Genomic DNA, 16419 nt, shown 5'->3' on the forward strand with positions numbered 1-16419 from the left:
GAGCACGCTATCAGTATCGATAGTCGTTTTCATGTAGCGTCTCGGATCGTGACCTGGCTGACCGACCCCTTCACCGTCGACTTCATGGTGCGTGCCCTGACCGGTGGCGCCCTGGCCGCGGTGCTGTGCGCCGTCGTCGGGACGTGGGTGCTCGTGCGCGGGATGGCGTTCCTGGGCGAGGCGCTGTCGCACGGCATGCTGCCCGGCGTCGCGATCGCAGCGCTCACCGGAGTCCCCGCGGTGCTCGGCGCCGCCGTGAGTGCCGGGGTGATGGTGTTCGGCGTCGGGGCGCTCCGACGACGCGGTGGCTTGTCGTACGACACCTCGATCGGGCTGCTCTTCGTCGGGATGCTCGCGCTCGGGGTCATCATCGTGTCGGCATCGCGGTCCTTCGCCACCGACGTCACCGCGATCCTGTTCGGCGACGTGCTGGCCGTGACCCGCACCGACCTCGTCGGCCTGGCGATCGCGGTCGCCGTCGCCCTGCTCGTCGCGGCCGTGTTCCACCGACCGTTCACGGCACTGGCCTTCGACGTCCGCAAGGCCGCGACGCTCGGCCTGCATCCCCGGCTCGCCGAGGTGGTCCTCATCGGCCTGGTCACCCTCGCCGTCGTCGCCTCGTACCGCGCGGTCGGCACCCTGCTGGTCGTCGGGCTGCTGCTCGCGCCCGCCGCCGCGGCCCGCGCCTGGACGAAGCACGTGGCCTCGACGATGCTCCTCGGCGCGGTGCTCGGTGTCGTCGCCGTCCTGGTCGGCCTGCTCGTCTCGTGGCACGCCGGCACCGCCGCCGGCGCCAGCATCGCGGCCGTCGCCGTCGCCGGGGTCGCCCTGTCCCACGGGCTGGCAGCCATCGCACGCAGCACCGCGCGCGCGACCACCAGGCCCGTCGAACACCCCGTCCGAGCACCAGCACGAGAGGCACCATGAACCACGACCCGACCACCGACCGCCCCCACACACGCGCACGACGCACGCGACTCCTGGGTGCCCTGGGCCTGACGACCGGCCTCGCGCTCACCGTCACGGCGTGCTCCACCGCGTCGACACCGCCGGCCGACGACGCCAGCGCGACCACGGCCCCGCACGGCTACGTCGCGGGCGCGACCGAGTCCCAGGAACCGCAGCTGGGCCTCCTGGCCGTCTCCGCGACCGGCGAGACGGCGCTGCACGACCTGCTCACCGGCGAGACGACCGACCTGGACCGCATCGGCGCAGCCGAGCACTCCGCGACCGACGGTCGGTTCCTGGTGACGAGCGACGGCGACCGCACCACGGTCGTCGACGGGGGATCCTGGACCGTCGACCACGGCGACCACACGCACTACTACGCCGCCGAGCCGCGCGTCGTCGGGACGCTCGAGGGCGGCGGTCCGGTCCAGGTGCACTCGTCGGAGACGATGACCACGATCGCCTGGCCGGAGCGCGGCGAAGCGGTGGTGCTCGACCGCGCGGCACTCGGGCAGGGCGAGCTCGACGAGACCGCACGACTCGACGCGACCGTGCTGCTCCCGCTCGGCGAGCACCTGGTCGCCGCCGAGGGCGACACCGTCCGCGTCCTCGAACCCGACGGAGAACAGACCGAGTCGGCCGGGTCGACCAGCGCCGGACAGGCCTGCACCGACCCCGCTGGTGGCATCGTCACCCGCGCGGGCGCCGTGGTGGGCTGCGCCGACGGAGCGGTCGTCGTCGACGATGCCGGTGCGACCTCGTTCGTCGCACTGCCGGACGACGCCGAGCGTCCGACCACCTTCGCCGCGCGGGCCGGCCGCCCCACGGTCGCCGGACTCGCGGGCGACACCGGCTTCTGGTTGCTCGACGTCCGACAGGGCTCCTGGCGGCACGTGCCGACCGAACGGCCGCTGCGTGCGGTGGTCGCCGTCGACGACCAGGACGAGCACGTGGTCGGGGTCGACGACGCGGGTCGGGTGGTCGTGGTGACCGCCTCGACCGGGAAGGTCGCGACGACTGATCCCCTGGTCGACAGCGACACCGACACCGACACCGCGCCGCTGCTACAGCTCGACGCGCAGCGCGCCTACGTGGCCGACCCCACGGCCGCCGTCGTGCACGAGGTCGACTTCGCGGACGGCGCCCGCGTGGCCCGGACCATCGAGCTCCCGTTCCCGCCCGTCGCCTTCGCCGAGGTGGGACTGTGAGCGGAACCTTGCCGGTCGGGCGCACCGCGCGGGCGGTGGCAGTGGCCCTCGTCGTCACAGCCGTCGCCGTCACGACGGCCGGCTGCACCGCCGCCGGGTCGGACCGCCCACTGGTCGCCGTGACGACGAACATCCTGGGCGACGTCGTGACCGAGGTCGTCGGCGACGACGTCGACGTCATGGTGCTCATGCCCCCTGGCGGCGACCCGCACTCGTTCGAGGTCTCCGCGCAGCAGGCGGCGCGACTCCGGAGCGCGGACCTGGTGGTCGAGAACGGCCTCGGGCTCGAGGAAGGCGTGGCCCACCACGTCCGCGCCGCGGCCGACGACGGCGTGGCCGTCTTCACCGCGGGTGACGCGATCGACGCCCTGGAGTGGACCACCGACGACGACAGCGGCCCGGACCCGCACTTCTGGACGGACCCGGCGCGCATGGTCGACGTGATCGAGGCCCTCGACGAGGAGCTGGACGCCGTCGGCATCGACGCTCCCGGCGCCGAGGCCTACACCGACCGGCTCGATGCCCTCGACGACGACATGACCGCCGCGTTCGACACCATCCCCGCTGATCGCAAGGCCCTGGTGACGAACCACCACGTGTTCGGCTACCTCGCCGACCGCTACGGCTTCCGGGTGGTGGGTGCCGTGATCCCGAGCGGCACGACCCTGGCGTCCCCGAGCGCCGCCGACCTGCGTGACCTGGCGGACGCGATCGAGCAGGCCGGCGTCCCGACGATCTTCGCCGACGCCTCGCAACCCGCACGCCTGGCCGAGGTCCTGGCGGACGAGGTCGACCTGCAGGTGTCGATCCGCTCGCTGGCGACCGAGTCCCTGACCGAGGACGGCGCCGCGTCGACCTACCTCGGGATGATGCGCTCGAACACCGAGTCGATCGTCGACGGCCTGACGGCTCCGATTTCTTGATGAGAATGAGAATCAGTACAGTGTTGCCCATGACCAGAACCAAGACCCTCCGCGCCGCGGCACTGCCGGCCGCGCTGCTCGGCACCGTTGCCCTGGCCCTGACCGGGTGCGCCACGAACGCCGCCGATGCCGAGAGCACCTCGGCCCCGAAAGCCGACAGCACCCGCATCACGCTGACCTACGACGGCGGCCTGCTCGTGCTCGACCAGGACCTGCAGGTCGTGGCCGACGACGCCGTCGACGGCTTCACCCGCGTGAACCCCGCCGGCGACGGCCGCCACGTGCTCGTCACGGTGCCCGAGGGCTTCCGGGTGCTCGACACCGCAGCGGACCCGGCCCTCACCGACGCGGTCTTCCCGGCCGACACCGGTGGGCACGCCGTCGTGCACGGCGACCGCACCGCCCTGTTCGCCGACGGCACCGGCGACGTGACGACCTTCGACAACACCGACCTCGACGGCGACGCCCTGCCCGACTCCCGGACCACCGAGTCCGAGGCGGCGCACCACGGCGTCGCGATCGAGCTCGAGGACGGCACGCTCCTGACCACCATCGGCACCGAGGAGAGCCGGAGTGGCGTCCGAGCCCTGGACGCCGACGGCGAGGAACTCACCCGCTCCGAATCGTGCCCGGACGTGCACGGCGAAGGTGCGGTCCAGGACGAGGTCGCGGTCTTCGGCTGCACCGACGGCGCGCTCGTCTACGCCGACGGCGCGTTCGAGAAGCTCGACGCCCCGACCGAGTACGGGCGCACCGGCAACCTGTTCACCACGGACACGTCGTCGGTCGCGGTCGGTGACTACAACGACGACCCGGACAGCGAGGGCTACCTGCTCGACCAGATCGCGCTGATCGACGCGGCTTCGGGGAAGTACACCGTCGCGGACCTGCCCGACGGCGTCGGCTTCACGTTCCGCGACCTCGCACGCGGCCCTGGCGACGAAGCGGTGGTGCTCGGTGACGACGGCGCCCTGCACACCTTCGACGAGACCAGCGGGGAGCAGCTCGACTCGTTCCCCGTGATCGACGCGTGGGAGGGCCCGGCCGAGTGGCAGGACGCCCACCCCGCCGTGAAGGTCGCCGGCGACATCGCCTACGTCACCGATCCCGCCGAGCGGAAGGTGCACGCCGTGGACCTGACCACCGGGAAGGTCGTCGCCTCCAGCGACGCACTGCCGGGCGTGCCCAACGAGATCGCGGTCGCGTAGCGCTCTGCAGGCGACCACGCGCAGACGGGCGCGCCCCGCTCAGCGGCAACGCGAAGCGTTGCGCGGGGCGCGCCGACCGAGCCTGCGAGGGAGGCGTGGCGACACCGCACCGAGCCTCCCGTCCGTCCTGGGGTCGCGTCAGCCCTGCGGCGGCGCGTAGAACTGCAGGTCGTTGCCCTCGCTGTCCTTGAACGGGACGATCTTGCCCCACGGGTGCTCGCTGATCTCGCCCTGCACATCCGCACCACGCTCACGGATGCTCGCCAGCTCGTCCTCGATCGACCCGTCCGGCTGGAACGTGATGACCGCTCCCCCGCCGCTCGACGGACTCGCCGATTCACGGCCGTTCAGCCCGATCATCAGGCCGTTCGCGTCGATCTCGCTCCAGTCGTCGGACTCGTCCGTGACCGTCAGGCCGAGGGTGTCGCGGTAGAACGCGACCGCCCGCTGCATGTCGGTGACCGGGACCCATACCGCTGCGACTCCGCTTGCCATGGTGCTGCCTTCCGTCGGTGTTGCCGTGCTGCGGAGCGTAGGCAGCACGGCATGCGCACCGACTCAGCAGGTGCGCCGACGTTCGGAAATCGGATCGTCCCTGCAATCCGACTGCGCATCGACTACGAATGCCCTGTGCGTCACATCCGCGACGCGTACGAGATGAGAGGTCCCACCATGACCAGCAACGCAGCAACCGCTCGCAACCGCACCGGCTCGACGTGGACCCAGAAGGGTGCACTCCTCTTCGGGGTCGTCTTCCTGATCGTCGGCATCGCCGGCTTCATCCCCGGACTCACGATGGACATGGGGTCGATGTCGATGGCCGGCCACGGCTCCATGGCCCTGCTCCTGGGGCTGTTCCAGGTGTCGGTCCTGCACAACATCGTGCACCTGCTCTTCGGCATCGTCGGACTCGTCGCAGCCCGTTCGGCGTCGGGCGCTCGCCTCTACCTGGTCGTCGGCGGCATCGTCTACGCGGTCCTGTTCGTCTACGGGCTGTTCACGGCCGGCATGGCGGACCCCGCGAACTTCGTCCCCCTGAACAGCGCGGACAACGTGCTGCACGCGTTCCTCGCCGTCGCGATGATCATCCTCGGCTTCGTGCTGCCGCGCATCGGCGCGCGCACGCGCTGACAGTCGTCCGTCGTCTGACGCGTTCGCGCCCCCTGGCGGGCATCGCGCCCGTGTGAGTCGGGGCGCGATGCCCGTTCCGGGGCGCGGTACGCGGCGGCCCAGCGTTGCGTCCCGTGACCGCCCCCGGAACCGGGCGGCGTACTGTCCGACGCATGCCCGCTCTCACCGACACGTTCACCCTGTCCAACGGCCTGCACATCCCGAAGATCGGCTTCGGCACCTGGCAGATCCCGTCCGGCGACGACGCCTACGACGCCACGAAGACCGCCCTGGACGCCGGCTACCGCCACATCGACACCGCCCTGGCCTACGGCAACGAGGCCAGCGTCGGCCAGGCCATCCGTGACAGCGCCGTCCCCCGCGACGAGGTCTTCGTCACGACGAAGCTGCCCGCCGAGATCAAGACCGCCGACGGCGCCCGTGATGCCTTCGAGACCTCGAGCCGCAACCTCGACGTCGGCGTCATCGACCTGTACCTCGTGCACGCACCGTGGCCCTGGGACGCCATCGGCTCCGACCACCGCGACGGCAACGTCGAGGTGTGGAAGGTGCTGGAAGAGGTCTACGACGCTGGCCGGACCCGCTCGATCGGTGTCTCGAACTTCGCCGTCCCCGACCTCGAGGACCTGCTCGGCCGCACGGACGTCGTCCCGCACGCCAACCAGATCCGCTGGTTCATCGGCAACACCCAGGACGAGACGACCGCCTTCGACCGCGAGCACGACATCCTGACCGAGGGCTACTCGCCGCTCGCCACCGGTGGCCTGCTCGAGAACACGCAGATCGCCGAGATCGCGGCGAAGTACGACAAGTCCGTCGCCCAGGTCGCGATCCGCTACCTGCTCGAGAAGGACGTCCTGCCGCTGCCGAAGTCCACGACCCCGTCGCGCATCGCCGACAACGCCGACGTCGACTTCGTGCTGGCCGCCGACGACGTGGCCGCGCTCGACGCGCTCGAGGACACCACGAACTGACGCGGCCCCACCCCGGACTGGAGGCGCGGTACCAGCTGGCACCGTGCCTCCAAAACGTCGCAGCGAACGACGAGTGCGGGTTGTCGGCCTCGAACGCAACAACCGGCGGCGCAGGGGCACTCACAGCCGGAAGCTCGTTCCGCTCACATCGTTGACCGTGACCGCCGAGCCGTCGAGATCGGCGTTCGCCGATCGGACTTCCCCCGGGCCCGGGGGACGTGCGCAACTGGTGCTGTCCCGTGTCCGCCCTCTCAGCGCTCTGCGGTGTCGTACTCGAGGAGTCCGTCGTTTTCCAGCTGCTGCAACCGGTCCGCGAACTGGTCGGCAGCCGCATCCCCTCGGATCGCTACTCCTGTGATCGAGCCCCACGTCTCGACGGCACCGCCGAATTCGTGGATGACGTCGTGAACGATGCGGAAAGCGTCTTCATCGCGAGGACTGATCCTGAAGACCCAAGACTGTCCCCGGTCGACACGATCCCCGTACTCGAGCTGTCCGGTCGAAGGATTCTCGACCGCATTGATGATGTCTCCCAGGTGTACATTCTTCGCGAACAAGGGGACACAGCTCACAACGTTGCGGCCGTCGTCGAGGATGATGATCGTCAAGTCTTCGTAGCGGATCGGGTCCCACGACGGATCAAGCTCCACCCGGACGACCTTCTCGACCCCGAGCACTGGGTTCTCGTGCGTGACGACGGTGTAGTCCGGCATTCCTGTGCTTCCTTTCGCATGAGCGGTGGGATCCACTCCTTGTAGTTGTAGCCTTCCTGCCCCATGCCGGGCCAGTCCTTCGCGCCCTTGGACAGGTTGCAGGGCGGACACGCGAGGGTGATGTTGCTCTCTGCGCCATCACCGCCCTTGTTCTTCGGGATGACGTGGTCGAGATGGGGGTTCTGCGTGTTCTCGCCACAACCAGCAGATCCGAATCGCGATCAACTTCGACGTCGCCGGCGAAGGCGCTGCCTACCACGCCCTGGTCGCGGACGAGTAGGCGAGCGCCGGGGGGCTCGCCGCACCGTGGGGACACCAGATGCCCCGATGACCCAGGTCGTGATCGCGACGATGAGTGCGAGGAGCGGCACGATGAGCTCCGCGACATCGCCGACCGCGTACGAACACCGCATCGTCTCGTCGGAGCACACGACGTGTACTGCACCTGCGCGACGAGCATCCCCGGCAGCGAGCCGATCGCCGCGAACACCTCGAGGAACACAACGCAACAGAGCGCGAGACCCAGCGGCCACGAACGTCGTGGGTGGCACAGTCCATCGTCAGGCATGGATGACCGCTTCAGGTGAGCCCGACCGTACCGCAGAGGTGACGCAGAGCACGTCCTCGTACTGTCGAGGTGTGCCGGCCCGGCGACGGGAACAGACAGCCGCCGTTGCCGGTTGCACCACACGGTGCCGCAGCCAGCGGCACGACGACCTCAGGAGGCCACCATGACCACCACCGAAACCGCCATCCTCGCCGGCGGCTGCTTCTGGGGAGCGCAGCAGCTCCTCCGCCGCCGTCCCGGCATCATCAGCACCCGCGTCGGCTACTCGGGTGGTGACACCCCGAACGCGACGTACCGCAACCACGGTGACCACGCCGAGTCGGTCGAGATCGTCTTCGACCCGTCGGAGATCTCGTACCGCGACCTGCTCGAGTTCTTCTTCCAGATCCACGACCCGTCGACGAAGGACCGCCAGGGCAACGACGTCGGCCGTGCCTACCGTTCCGCGATCTTCTTCACCTCGCCCGAGCAGGAGCAGGTCGCGCGCGACACCATCGCCGACGTGGACGCCTCCGGCATCTGGCCCGGCAAGGTCGTCACTGAGGTCGAGCCCGCGGGCGACTTCTGGCAGGCCGAAGAGGAGCACCAGGACTACCTGGAGAAGTACCCCGCCGGGTACACCTGCCACTTCGTGCGCCCGGGTTGGAAGCTCCCGCACCGCGACGAGGCGACCGCGGCGGTCTAGGGGCAACCCACTGACGAACGGGAGGCGCGGTGCCGGCTGGCACCGCGCCTCCCGTCTGTCTCCCTTCGCGTCGACGGCCCTAGCGCGACCCGCCGAGCAGTTCCAACCAGACCGCCGGCAGGCGGTCCGCCGGCCCGGGGACGGACTGGTCGACGGGGTGGCTCGTCGGCGCCGCGAGCTCCACGCCCTCGAACGTGGACTGGTCGCGGTAGTCGTACGCCCACGTCTCGCCGGGCTCGTAGCTCTGGATGACCGCGTGCCCGGTCGCCTCCCAGTGCCGGGTGGCGTGGGTGTTCAGCGAGTCGTCGCAGCACCCGACGTGGCCGCACGCGGCACACCGGCGCAGGTGCACCCACCAGGACCCGGTGGCGTCGCACTCGACGCACCCGTCGCCGCTGGGCGCGACCCGGGGGTGGATCATGTCGCTGTCGTCGGTCATGTCGCTCATCCTGCCCGGCTCAGCGACGCGGCACCAGGGCGTCGATCGCCGCGAGCTCCTCGTCAGTGAGCGGGGCACCCGCGAGGGAGTCGAGCGTGCCGTCCAGCTGACGGACGCTCGATGCCCCGACCAGCGCCGACGTGACGGCGGGCTGCCGGAGCACCCACGTGATCGCGAGCTGCGCGAGCGTCTGCCCGCGGGCAGCCGCGATGTCGTTGAGTGCGCGCGCCGTGGTCAGGTACTCGTCGTCGATGCGGTCCGCACCGAACCAGCGGCCCTCGGCCGCACGCGACCCGACCGGCACCGAACCGTCCAGGTAGCGGTCCGTCAACAGCCCACCGGCCAACGGCGAGAACACGATCGCACCGGTGCCGAGACGCGTGAGCTCGTCGAAGAGCCCGTCCTCGGGGACCCGGTCGAACATGTTGTAGCGCGGCTGGTGGATGAGCAGGTGCATGTTCTCGGCGGCGAGCGCCTCGGCTGCCGCGGCGGTCTGCGCCGGGTCGTAGTTCGAGATGCCCGCGTAGAGCGCCTTGCCCGAACGGACCGCGGTCACGAGCGCGCTGACCGTCTCCTCGATGGGGGTCTCAGGGTCGGGACGGTGCGAGTAGAAGACGTCGACGTAGTCCAGCCCGAGGCGCCCGAGCGACTGGTCGAGCGACGCGAGCATGTACTTGCGCGAGCCCCGGTCGCCGTACGGGCCCGGCCACATGTCGTAGCCGGCCTTCGTCGACACCACGATCTCGTCACGGTACGGACGCAGGTCCGACTCGAGGATGCGGCCGAACTGCTCCTCGGCCGACCCGGCAGGCGGACCGTAGTTGTTCGCCAGGTCGAAGTGGGTGATCCCGCGGTCGAAGGCGTGCAGCACGATGTCGCGCTGCGTGGCGAGTGCGCGGTCGGCGCCGAAGTTGTTCCACAGGCCGAGGGAGATACGCGGCAGCATGAGGCCGCTCCTCCCCACACGCTGGTACGGGAGCTGCTCGTAGCGGTCGGCGGCAGGTAGGTGGACGTCAGGCATCGTTGCTCGATCCGGGGTCGGGGGATTGGCCGTTGTCGACGCTAGCGGATGGCGGAGGGGCTGACAGGATGGGGGCACGTCCGAGACCAGGGGGAACCAGACGATGCACGACGAGCAGATCAGCGACAGCGCGCCACAGGAGTCCGCGACGAGCAAGCTGTTCGGGCCGCCGCCGGCGGGGGCGCTGGCGTTCAGCGGCACCGCCCCCGCGATCGCCTTCGCCGTGCCGGTGGTCGCCTCGGCGCTGCTGGCCGGCCTCGTCGTAGTCGTACTCGGTGGTCGCGGTGCGCTCGCGATCGTCAACGGTGCGTTCAGCACGGTCGACCCCGGCCCGACCTGGCTCGCCGTGGTCGTGACGGCCGGTGCGCTGCTCGTCCTGGGGAACGCGTTCGGGATCACCGCGGCGACGGTCGCCATGGTCGGCGCTGTCGGGTCCGCGCGGGCGGCATCGTCGGCGCGGGGTGCCTGGCGCGCTGCGGCCCGGCGGGCGCCAGCGGTGCTGCTCGCGTTCCTGGTCACAGCGCTGGTGCTCCTGATCGCCGTCGCTGCGACCGTCGCGACCGCAGTGTCGCCCTGGCTCGCCCTCGCGATCACCCTGCTCGTGTTCGTGGCGCTGGTCGTCGCGGCGCCACTGCTGATGGCGTGGCCGCAGATCGCGGTCGGTGGCACCACGTGGCGGACGGCGTTCGCGAACGCCTGGCGGACCCGTGACGTCCAGCAGTCGCCCGACGTCGAGGTCTTCCGCTCGCCGCGCCGAGCCCTGGTGACCACGGGGCTCGTCCTCGGGGTGGTCCACGTCGGCCTCGCCGCCCTGGTCGGGGTGCAGTCCCCCTCGGTCGTCACGGCGGTGCTCAGCGCGGCGATCTCGTTCCTCGTGCCCGGCGCGACCGTCCTGCTCCTGATCGCGATCGCCGTGCGAGGGGCGGCTGTCCGCTCCACGTCCGTGTGGTGGACCGCTCCCGCTGCTGCGCCGGTGCCGGTGCCAGCGGCCGCGGCAGGCTCGGCTGAGGGGTCGCCCGGCCGTCTCCGGGGCGGGGCGTTCGTGGGACTCGCGACGCTCCTCGTCCCCGCGATCGTCCTCGTGCCGACCGTGCTGGCCAACCCGTTCGGGTTCACCAGCTACTCCGCCGCCCAGACTCCGCAGATCTGGCGGGGGGCGGCGGTCACCGAGGTCGGCGCGGACACCGTGGCGCTGAGCGGACTCGGGGGTGAGGGTGCACAGGTGGACCGGTGCTCCGGCGCGACCTGTGACCCGTCGCTCGAGCCGGCGTCGATCCTCGGTACCGCGATCGCCGGCCTGCCCGACGGCGCGATGATCACCGCGCAGTGGCGTCCGGTCGAGGGGTCGGGGTCGGGATCCGACCGCTTCGAACTCGACGTCGTGCACAGCACGCCCGCCCAGCTCCACCGCTGGGCGACCGGACCGGCGACGCACGGCTTCTCGACCCCGAACGGCACCCGGACGTCCGTCGCCGGCTTCGACGTGGCCTTCCGCAGCGGTGAGTCCGTGTTCGCACGGAGCAACGCCACGCTGACCGCGGCAGCCGTCACCACCACGGGCGAGCACCCCGTCGTCGCCGGCATCGTGCGCGGTGTGTCGGGAGCAAGGGCGCAACTCTCCATCACGTTCTGCGACGACGACCTGTGCTCCACCTCGATCACCAAGCGTGTCCCGCTCGACTGGGTACCGACGTTGTCGGCATCGGGCACCCTCGGCATCACGGTCACGAAGAGCGGCACCGCGGTCGTCTCGCTCGTCGACAGCGGGCGGGACCTCGAGCTGCCGAAGCTCAGGATCGTCTCCACCACCGTCGCGGGCGAACCGCGGGTCGAGACGCCGGACATCACCACGGGGAAAGCCGACTCGTCGACCTTCGACATGACCGACGGCGCGCAGATCGGTCTCGGCACCCGCGACCGGCCGATCGTCCTCTACCGGCCCGCCGGCAGCACGACGCAGCAGCTGATCTCATGCGACGACGCTGCCTGCGGAGCCTCGACCGTCGTCGACCTGGACCTGCCGGGGGCCGACCAGCAACCTCCCGCCGTGGTCGTGGACGACACCGGCAGGCCACTCATCGCGGTCCGCAACACCGACCGGCAGTCGATCGACCTGGTGTCGTGTCTCGACCGCACGTGCTCGACGACCTGGACGAGCACCATCGCGCGGTACGTCCCGGACGAACGATCCGAGGACGGCGGTGGGTTCGCGATGGGCCTCACCGCCGACCAGACGCCGGTGCTCGCGGTGGGCGATCGTCGGGTCGGTGCCGGGAGCGCGCACCCGACCTGGGACGGCAGCGTCATCAGCTGCACCGAACGACGCTGCGGTGTCGGCTGAGCGGGACGAGCTTCACCGGGGCGACACGCGTGGTTCGGCATCCGTGGGGCTGTGCAGGACAAGATGGGCACGAGCCGACCGACGAACCGTCGATCGGTGGGCAGTGAGGGAGACACCGTGGACACAGCGCCGTACTCGCAACCACTCCGGGAGTACATCGAGCAGCTCCGGACCGAGGGCTACAGCGTCGCCGACGGGCACACTGCTGACCCGGACCTCATCGACCCGCACGGCAACCCCGTCCTGACGTGGCGCGACGACTACCCGTACGACGAGCGGCTGCCGCGCGAGGAGTACGAGTACGCGAAGTACCAGCTGCAGATCGAGCTCCTGAAGTGCCAGTACTGGCTCGAGGACACCGGCCAGAAGGTCGTCGTGCTGTTCGAGGGCCGCGACGCCGCGGGCAAGGGCGGCACCATCAAGCGGTTCACGGAGCACCTCAACCCCCGCACCTCGCGCGTGGTGGCGCTCAGCAAGCCGAGCGAGCGGGAACGCGGCGAGTGGTACTTCCAGCGCTACGTGCAGCACCTGCCGTCGGCCGGCGAGATGGTCCTGTTCGACCGCTCCTGGTACAACCGCGCCGGCGTCGAGCGGGTCATGGGGTTCTGCGACGACGCCGAGTACGAGTCGTTCATGACCCAGGTGCCGCAGTTCGAGCGGATGCTCGTCGACTCCGGCATCCACCTGACGAAGTTCTGGTTCTCGGTCACCCGCCGCGAGCAGCGCACCCGGTTCGCGATGCGGCAGCTCGACCCCGTGCGCCGGTGGAAGCTGTCCGACATCGACCTGCTGTCCCTCGACCGCTGGGAGGACTACACCGAGGCGAAGATGGCGATGTTCACCCGGACCGACAAGCGGTACGCACCGTGGACCATCGTGCGGTCGAACGACAAGAAGCGCGCCCGACTCAACGCGATGCGGTACTTCCTGACGCAGTTCGACTACCCGGACAAGGCGGTCGACGTGATCGGCAAGCCGGACCCGCTGATCGTGCGGCGCGGCAAGCGGGACGTCGACATCGAGTGAGCGGACTGTCAGGAGTCGTCACTCGGGCGTAGGGGTTCCGTCAGGGCACCTTCCCCCTTGCCTGTCCGCGCGGGAACGTGTCCGGTGTGACACTGACAGCGATCATGCCGACGCTCCGCGCGTCCCTGTCGGATCCGATGGACCCGGTCCTGTGGCCGGCCCACACCGTGGCGACCACCGACGACCTGGTGGTCGCCGCGATCTCGATGGTCCGGCTCGCCGACCTGACCGGCACCCCGAGCGTGCACACCGCGGAGCAGTCGCCGCCGCGCTACCGCCCCCGCGGCTGGACCCCTCGAGACGTCAGCGTCGCGGTCGCGTCGGTCACCCGGGTCCGACGGCCGCGCACCGGGGTGGTGCTCCTGGAACTGGACGCGGTCCTGCCGACCTGCGCCGTGCTCGACCAGGTGCGCCTGATCGGACGCCGGAGCACCGCTCCCCTCGCCACGATGTACGTCGTCACCCGATGTGACGGTCAGGCCGACGGTCCGTTCCACCGCCTCCCGGCTCCGCTGCCGGCCGACGTCCGCGATGGTGACCTGGTCTGCTTCCCCTGCCTCACGACCGTCCGGCACCGGGACGTCGTCAGCACGGCCGTGCCCGTCCGCGCCGAGCTCCTGCCGGTGGAGCGGTGACCACGGCGACGTCGGTCCGCGACCGCCTGATCGACGGGCCGCACCTGTGGGGCCGGTACACGATCCGGCCGGTGGGACGCACGATGTGGACCTCGCGGACACTCGTCGTGTTCCCACCCGGGACGAACACGAGCGAACGCCTGCTGCTCCGGGCATGGCACGTCTGGCCCGCCGTCGGGGTGTTCACCGCGCTCGTGGTCGTGGTCGTCGCCGTCTCGGTACCGGCGGCGGGCATGCCCGTCGGACTCGCGCTGTACGCCGCGGGGTTCGCGGTGCTCGCGCGGGCCACCAGACGACTGCGGCCACGGGTGCGCTCGATCACCGTGACCACGTTCCTGGGCAACGGTCGGCCGGAGGTGTACGGCGACGAGCGGCTCCTCGCCGGCTCGCTCGACGCGCTTTCGATCCTGGAGCGGGCGGTGCGGGCGCACCGACTCGCGCCCGTCGACTTCGAGCTCGTGTGGGCCGATGTCTGGGCCGCGCTGCCGGAAGAGCGTCCTCGTGCGAGGGCGATGCCGTGTTAGGTTGTGCGCAATTCAATTGCGCACAACCGGGCACCCGTGTCCGGCACCCCTCGAAAGGCCCCCGCCCGATGACCTCCCGCCCCCGCACTCCCCGCTCGACCAAGCCCCGCACCGTCGTCCGCATCCTGCTGGGTGCCGCCATGACCTGGGCCGGCATCAGCCACCTCACGGTCGCACGTCAGGAGTTCCGGGCACAGGTGCCGGAGTTCGTCCCCCTGGACCCGGACGTCACGGTCCTGGCCTCGGGCATCGCCGAGATCTCCCTTGGTGCCGCACTGATGCTGCTGGTCCGCCGGCAGGCCACCGTCGGGTGGGTCGCCGCGGTGTTCTTCACCGCGATCTTCCCGGGCAACATCGCCCAGTGGATGCACCACCGTGACGGCTTCGGCCTGGACACGGACACCAAGCGGTTCGTCCGGCTCCTGTTCCAGCCCGTGCTGATCGCCGTCGCGCTGTGGGCGACGAACGCGCTGCGCAAGCGGCGCTGAGCTGGACTCCCGCAGCGGGCCATCGGCACCTCAGCGGGAGGGATCGCGCAGACCCACGATCCTCGAGTCGTCTGCCTTCCAGAGGTCGAGTTCTTGCATACGACCTCGCGGGTCGAAGGTCAGGAACGCAGTGATCGAAACGCCATCGACGTCGTCGAAGGTGAACATGTCGGAGTGGAAACCCCGTTCACCGGACGAGACTGGCTTCTCGAAGCGAAGGCACTCTGATTCGTCGTACCGAGCGACCAGCGCGGTGGACAGGTCGGTGGGAGCGGGCTTCGCGTCCTGCGGCATGCAGTGCGCCAGCAACCAGCGGATCAGGTCCGATTCGGCGGTCGTGAGACCTCGTGCTGCCAAGTCTCATCGCCTTCCCTGCGTGAACGGCTCACGCTCACGCGCTCCGCGCACCGCCGCGGAGATCAGGTCCGCCTCAAGCCGTGGCCCGCGCTGGTCTCAGCGCACCAACGCGACGGTGATGAGGTTCCCGAATACGGCTGCAATTCACCCTCCATCTGTCCACCCGGTCTCGTACACCAGAAGTCCTTCCTGCTCGAGCTCATCCAGCTCAGCTCGAACGCGTTGCAGCAGGTCGCGTCCAGGTACTGCGAACGCGACGAGTCGCCATGTGGTCTCGACTGGCGCGTGGATGCTCTCGATGAGACTCCGGATCGCCGATGCTCCGCGATCCTGTTGGAGGAGCACGCGGAGCACCCAGTAGTCGCTCCGCTCGAGCACCCGCGCCGGGGTCCAACCGAACCCTTCCCGATCAACGAGTTCCACGACGTCGCCAAGAGCGTAGCCGTGATGGTAGAACGGCACGCAGCACAGTCGGAAGCGCTGTTCAGGCAGGCGCTCGAACACGAGTTGTTCATAGCGAAGCAGCGAATCTGGGTCGTCCTCGAGTTCGACGTTCGCGACGAAGTCGACCAAGGGTGCCCAGGCGGGCTTTGGGTGCAGCGCCCACGCTTCTGATCGAGCGCTCAACACCATGTCAATTCCCCGTGACGGCGCAACGCGGCGAAGATGCTCTCACTCGGCGCGCCATGAAGAACATTGACCCTCGAGGAGGGCAGCGAAGGCCGTCGAGATGCGGCCACTCGAATTTCCGCCAAGGTGCATCGTGAGCGCACGCTGCCATTCCGTACCCGCTCGAAGGACATCGACGAAGATGTCCAACTCTCGCTCGGGATCGCTCACGAGGAGCTGGTCCGCGTTCTCCACCACCAGGTTGACATGCGCATCCGGCAACCACGTCAGATCGTGAACGCACTCCTCGAGCGCATCCCAGTTCGCGCCGTAGTACGGCGGAAACTGAAGTGCCACCCCGATCTCACGAAGGAAATCGGCGCGCGTGCGACAGCGCTTCCCATCGAGCCGCAGGGAGACCTCCCCCTCGGACTCGATCGGACCGCCGAGTTCCACCTTCAGTGCGTTCAGCTTCTCCCGCCCCATCGGCATGGCGCGTCACTCCCGAGGTGCAGGGCTGGCGTGCGCGTTGGTGCGCACGGACGGCAGCTTCCGGTGGTCCTTGACCAGGGAACGGGTCTCGCGGATGCGGCGGTCGATGCCCCACTTCGTCACGAGGGC

Annotated in this window: 19 protein-coding genes and 1 pseudogene; 12 read left to right on the forward strand and 8 right to left on the reverse strand. The window is 70.0% G+C overall.

Annotated elements, in window-relative coordinates; genetic code table 11:
- The first annotated feature begins 48 nt into the window (after positions 1 to 48).
- Genes aztB through EDF42_RS00580 form a run of 4 tightly spaced genes read left to right on the forward strand, consistent with a single transcriptional unit; the run spans position 49 to position 4287 of the window.
- Positions 49 to 927: a zinc ABC transporter permease AztB gene (gene aztB / locus EDF42_RS00565; protein ID WP_123671168.1), complete on the forward strand. Its 879-nt coding sequence runs from the start codon at positions 49 to 51 to the stop codon at positions 925 to 927.
- Positions 924 to 2156, forward strand: a complete 1233-nt coding sequence (locus EDF42_RS00570) for an ABC transporter (protein ID WP_123671169.1) — start codon at positions 924 to 926, stop codon at positions 2154 to 2156. Before aztB ends, EDF42_RS00570 begins: the two co-directional genes overlap by 4 nt.
- Positions 2153 to 3079, forward strand: coding sequence for a metal ABC transporter substrate-binding protein (locus EDF42_RS00575; RefSeq protein WP_260234919.1), 927 nt, complete (start codon positions 2153 to 2155; stop codon positions 3077 to 3079). The genes EDF42_RS00570 and EDF42_RS00575 overlap by 4 nt, the downstream gene beginning before the upstream one ends.
- A gap of 29 nt (positions 3080 to 3108) precedes the next feature.
- A complete protein-coding gene (locus EDF42_RS00580) occupies positions 3109 to 4287 on the forward strand; it encodes a hypothetical protein (RefSeq protein ID WP_123671170.1) in 1179 nt (392 codons plus the stop codon).
- 138 nt (positions 4288 to 4425) lie between these two features.
- Here the strand turns inward: EDF42_RS00580 and EDF42_RS00585 are convergent, their stop codons facing one another.
- Entirely contained in the window at positions 4426 to 4782 is a 357-nt protein-coding gene (locus EDF42_RS00585; RefSeq protein ID WP_123294566.1) for a VOC family protein, read from the reverse strand.
- 177 nt (positions 4783 to 4959) lie between these two features.
- Between EDF42_RS00585 and EDF42_RS00590 the strand changes: the two genes are divergently transcribed.
- Both EDF42_RS00590 and EDF42_RS00595 read left to right on the forward strand, forming a co-directional pair.
- A complete protein-coding gene (locus tag EDF42_RS00590; RefSeq protein ID WP_123339519.1) occupies positions 4960 to 5418 on the forward strand; it encodes a DUF4383 domain-containing protein in 459 nt (152 codons plus the stop codon).
- Positions 5419 to 5570: 152 nt separating this feature from the next.
- Positions 5571 to 6392 (forward strand): aldo/keto reductase, encoded by an 822-nt coding sequence (locus EDF42_RS00595; RefSeq protein ID WP_123339175.1) that lies wholly within the window; start codon positions 5571 to 5573, stop codon positions 6390 to 6392.
- Positions 6393 to 6643: 251 nt separating this feature from the next.
- On the opposite strand, the gene EDF42_RS00600 is transcribed toward EDF42_RS00595, so the two are convergent.
- On the reverse strand, positions 6644 to 7105 hold the full coding sequence (locus tag EDF42_RS00600) for a DUF4265 domain-containing protein (RefSeq protein WP_123339176.1): 462 nt from the start codon (positions 7103 to 7105) through the stop codon (positions 6644 to 6646).
- Positions 6997 to 7293, reverse strand: a pseudogene (locus EDF42_RS19380) (HNH endonuclease); the annotation flags it as partial. The pseudogene EDF42_RS19380 and the gene EDF42_RS00600, both read right to left, overlap by 109 nt.
- A gap of 543 nt (positions 7294 to 7836) precedes the next feature.
- Between EDF42_RS19380 and msrA the strand changes: the two are divergent.
- Positions 7837 to 8358 (forward strand): peptide-methionine (S)-S-oxide reductase MsrA, encoded by a 522-nt coding sequence (gene msrA / locus EDF42_RS00610; RefSeq protein WP_123339177.1) that lies wholly within the window; start codon positions 7837 to 7839, stop codon positions 8356 to 8358.
- Between the two features lie 79 nt (positions 8359 to 8437).
- On the opposite strand, the gene EDF42_RS00615 is transcribed toward msrA, so the two are convergent.
- Complete coding sequence (locus EDF42_RS00615) at positions 8438 to 8797, reverse strand: UBP-type zinc finger domain-containing protein (RefSeq protein WP_123339521.1); 360 nt, start codon at positions 8795 to 8797, stop codon at positions 8438 to 8440.
- A gap of 19 nt (positions 8798 to 8816) precedes the next feature.
- A complete protein-coding gene (locus tag EDF42_RS00620; protein ID WP_123339178.1) occupies positions 8817 to 9818 on the reverse strand; it encodes an aldo/keto reductase in 1002 nt (333 codons plus the stop codon).
- A 103-nt stretch (positions 9819 to 9921) separates the two neighbouring features.
- Between EDF42_RS00620 and EDF42_RS00625 the strand changes: the two genes are divergently transcribed.
- The 5 genes from EDF42_RS00625 to EDF42_RS00645 all read left to right on the forward strand — a co-directional run bounded on the left by EDF42_RS00625 (position 9922) and on the right by EDF42_RS00645 (position 14832).
- Positions 9922 to 12159 (forward strand): hypothetical protein, encoded by a 2238-nt coding sequence (locus tag EDF42_RS00625; RefSeq protein WP_123339179.1) that lies wholly within the window; start codon positions 9922 to 9924, stop codon positions 12157 to 12159.
- A 117-nt stretch (positions 12160 to 12276) separates the two neighbouring features.
- On the forward strand, positions 12277 to 13185 hold the full coding sequence (gene ppk2 / locus EDF42_RS00630) for a polyphosphate kinase 2 (RefSeq protein ID WP_123339522.1): 909 nt from the start codon (positions 12277 to 12279) through the stop codon (positions 13183 to 13185).
- 86 nt (positions 13186 to 13271) lie between these two features.
- Entirely contained in the window at positions 13272 to 13820 is a 549-nt protein-coding gene (locus EDF42_RS00635) for a hypothetical protein (protein WP_123339180.1), read from the forward strand.
- Complete coding sequence (locus EDF42_RS00640) at positions 13817 to 14344, forward strand: DUF6611 family protein (RefSeq protein ID WP_123339181.1); 528 nt, start codon at positions 13817 to 13819, stop codon at positions 14342 to 14344. The genes EDF42_RS00635 and EDF42_RS00640 overlap by 4 nt, the downstream gene beginning before the upstream one ends.
- Before the next feature lie 68 nt (positions 14345 to 14412).
- Positions 14413 to 14832: a MauE/DoxX family redox-associated membrane protein gene (locus EDF42_RS00645; protein WP_123339182.1), complete on the forward strand. Its 420-nt coding sequence runs from the start codon at positions 14413 to 14415 to the stop codon at positions 14830 to 14832.
- A 30-nt stretch (positions 14833 to 14862) separates the two neighbouring features.
- On the opposite strand, the gene EDF42_RS00650 is transcribed toward EDF42_RS00645, so the two are convergent.
- The 3 genes from EDF42_RS00650 to EDF42_RS00660 all read right to left on the reverse strand — a co-directional run bounded on the left by EDF42_RS00650 (position 14863) and on the right by EDF42_RS00660 (position 16290).
- Positions 14863 to 15189, reverse strand: a complete 327-nt coding sequence (locus EDF42_RS00650) for a DUF6984 family protein (protein WP_123671171.1) — start codon at positions 15187 to 15189, stop codon at positions 14863 to 14865.
- A 144-nt stretch (positions 15190 to 15333) separates the two neighbouring features.
- Positions 15334 to 15762 carry a DUF4265 domain-containing protein gene (locus EDF42_RS00655; RefSeq protein WP_185002912.1) on the reverse strand — a complete coding sequence of 143 codons (429 nt, stop codon included), beginning with the start codon at positions 15760 to 15762 and terminating at the stop codon, positions 15334 to 15336.
- Between the two features lie 99 nt (positions 15763 to 15861).
- Positions 15862 to 16290 carry a barstar family protein gene (locus EDF42_RS00660; protein WP_221180989.1) on the reverse strand — a complete coding sequence of 143 codons (429 nt, stop codon included), beginning with the start codon at positions 16288 to 16290 and terminating at the stop codon, positions 15862 to 15864.
- Positions 16291 to 16419: the final 129 nt, after the last annotated feature.

It is taken from the genome of Curtobacterium sp. PhB172, from assembly GCF_003752545.1.
Lineage (GTDB): Bacteria > Actinomycetota > Actinomycetes > Actinomycetales > Microbacteriaceae > Curtobacterium.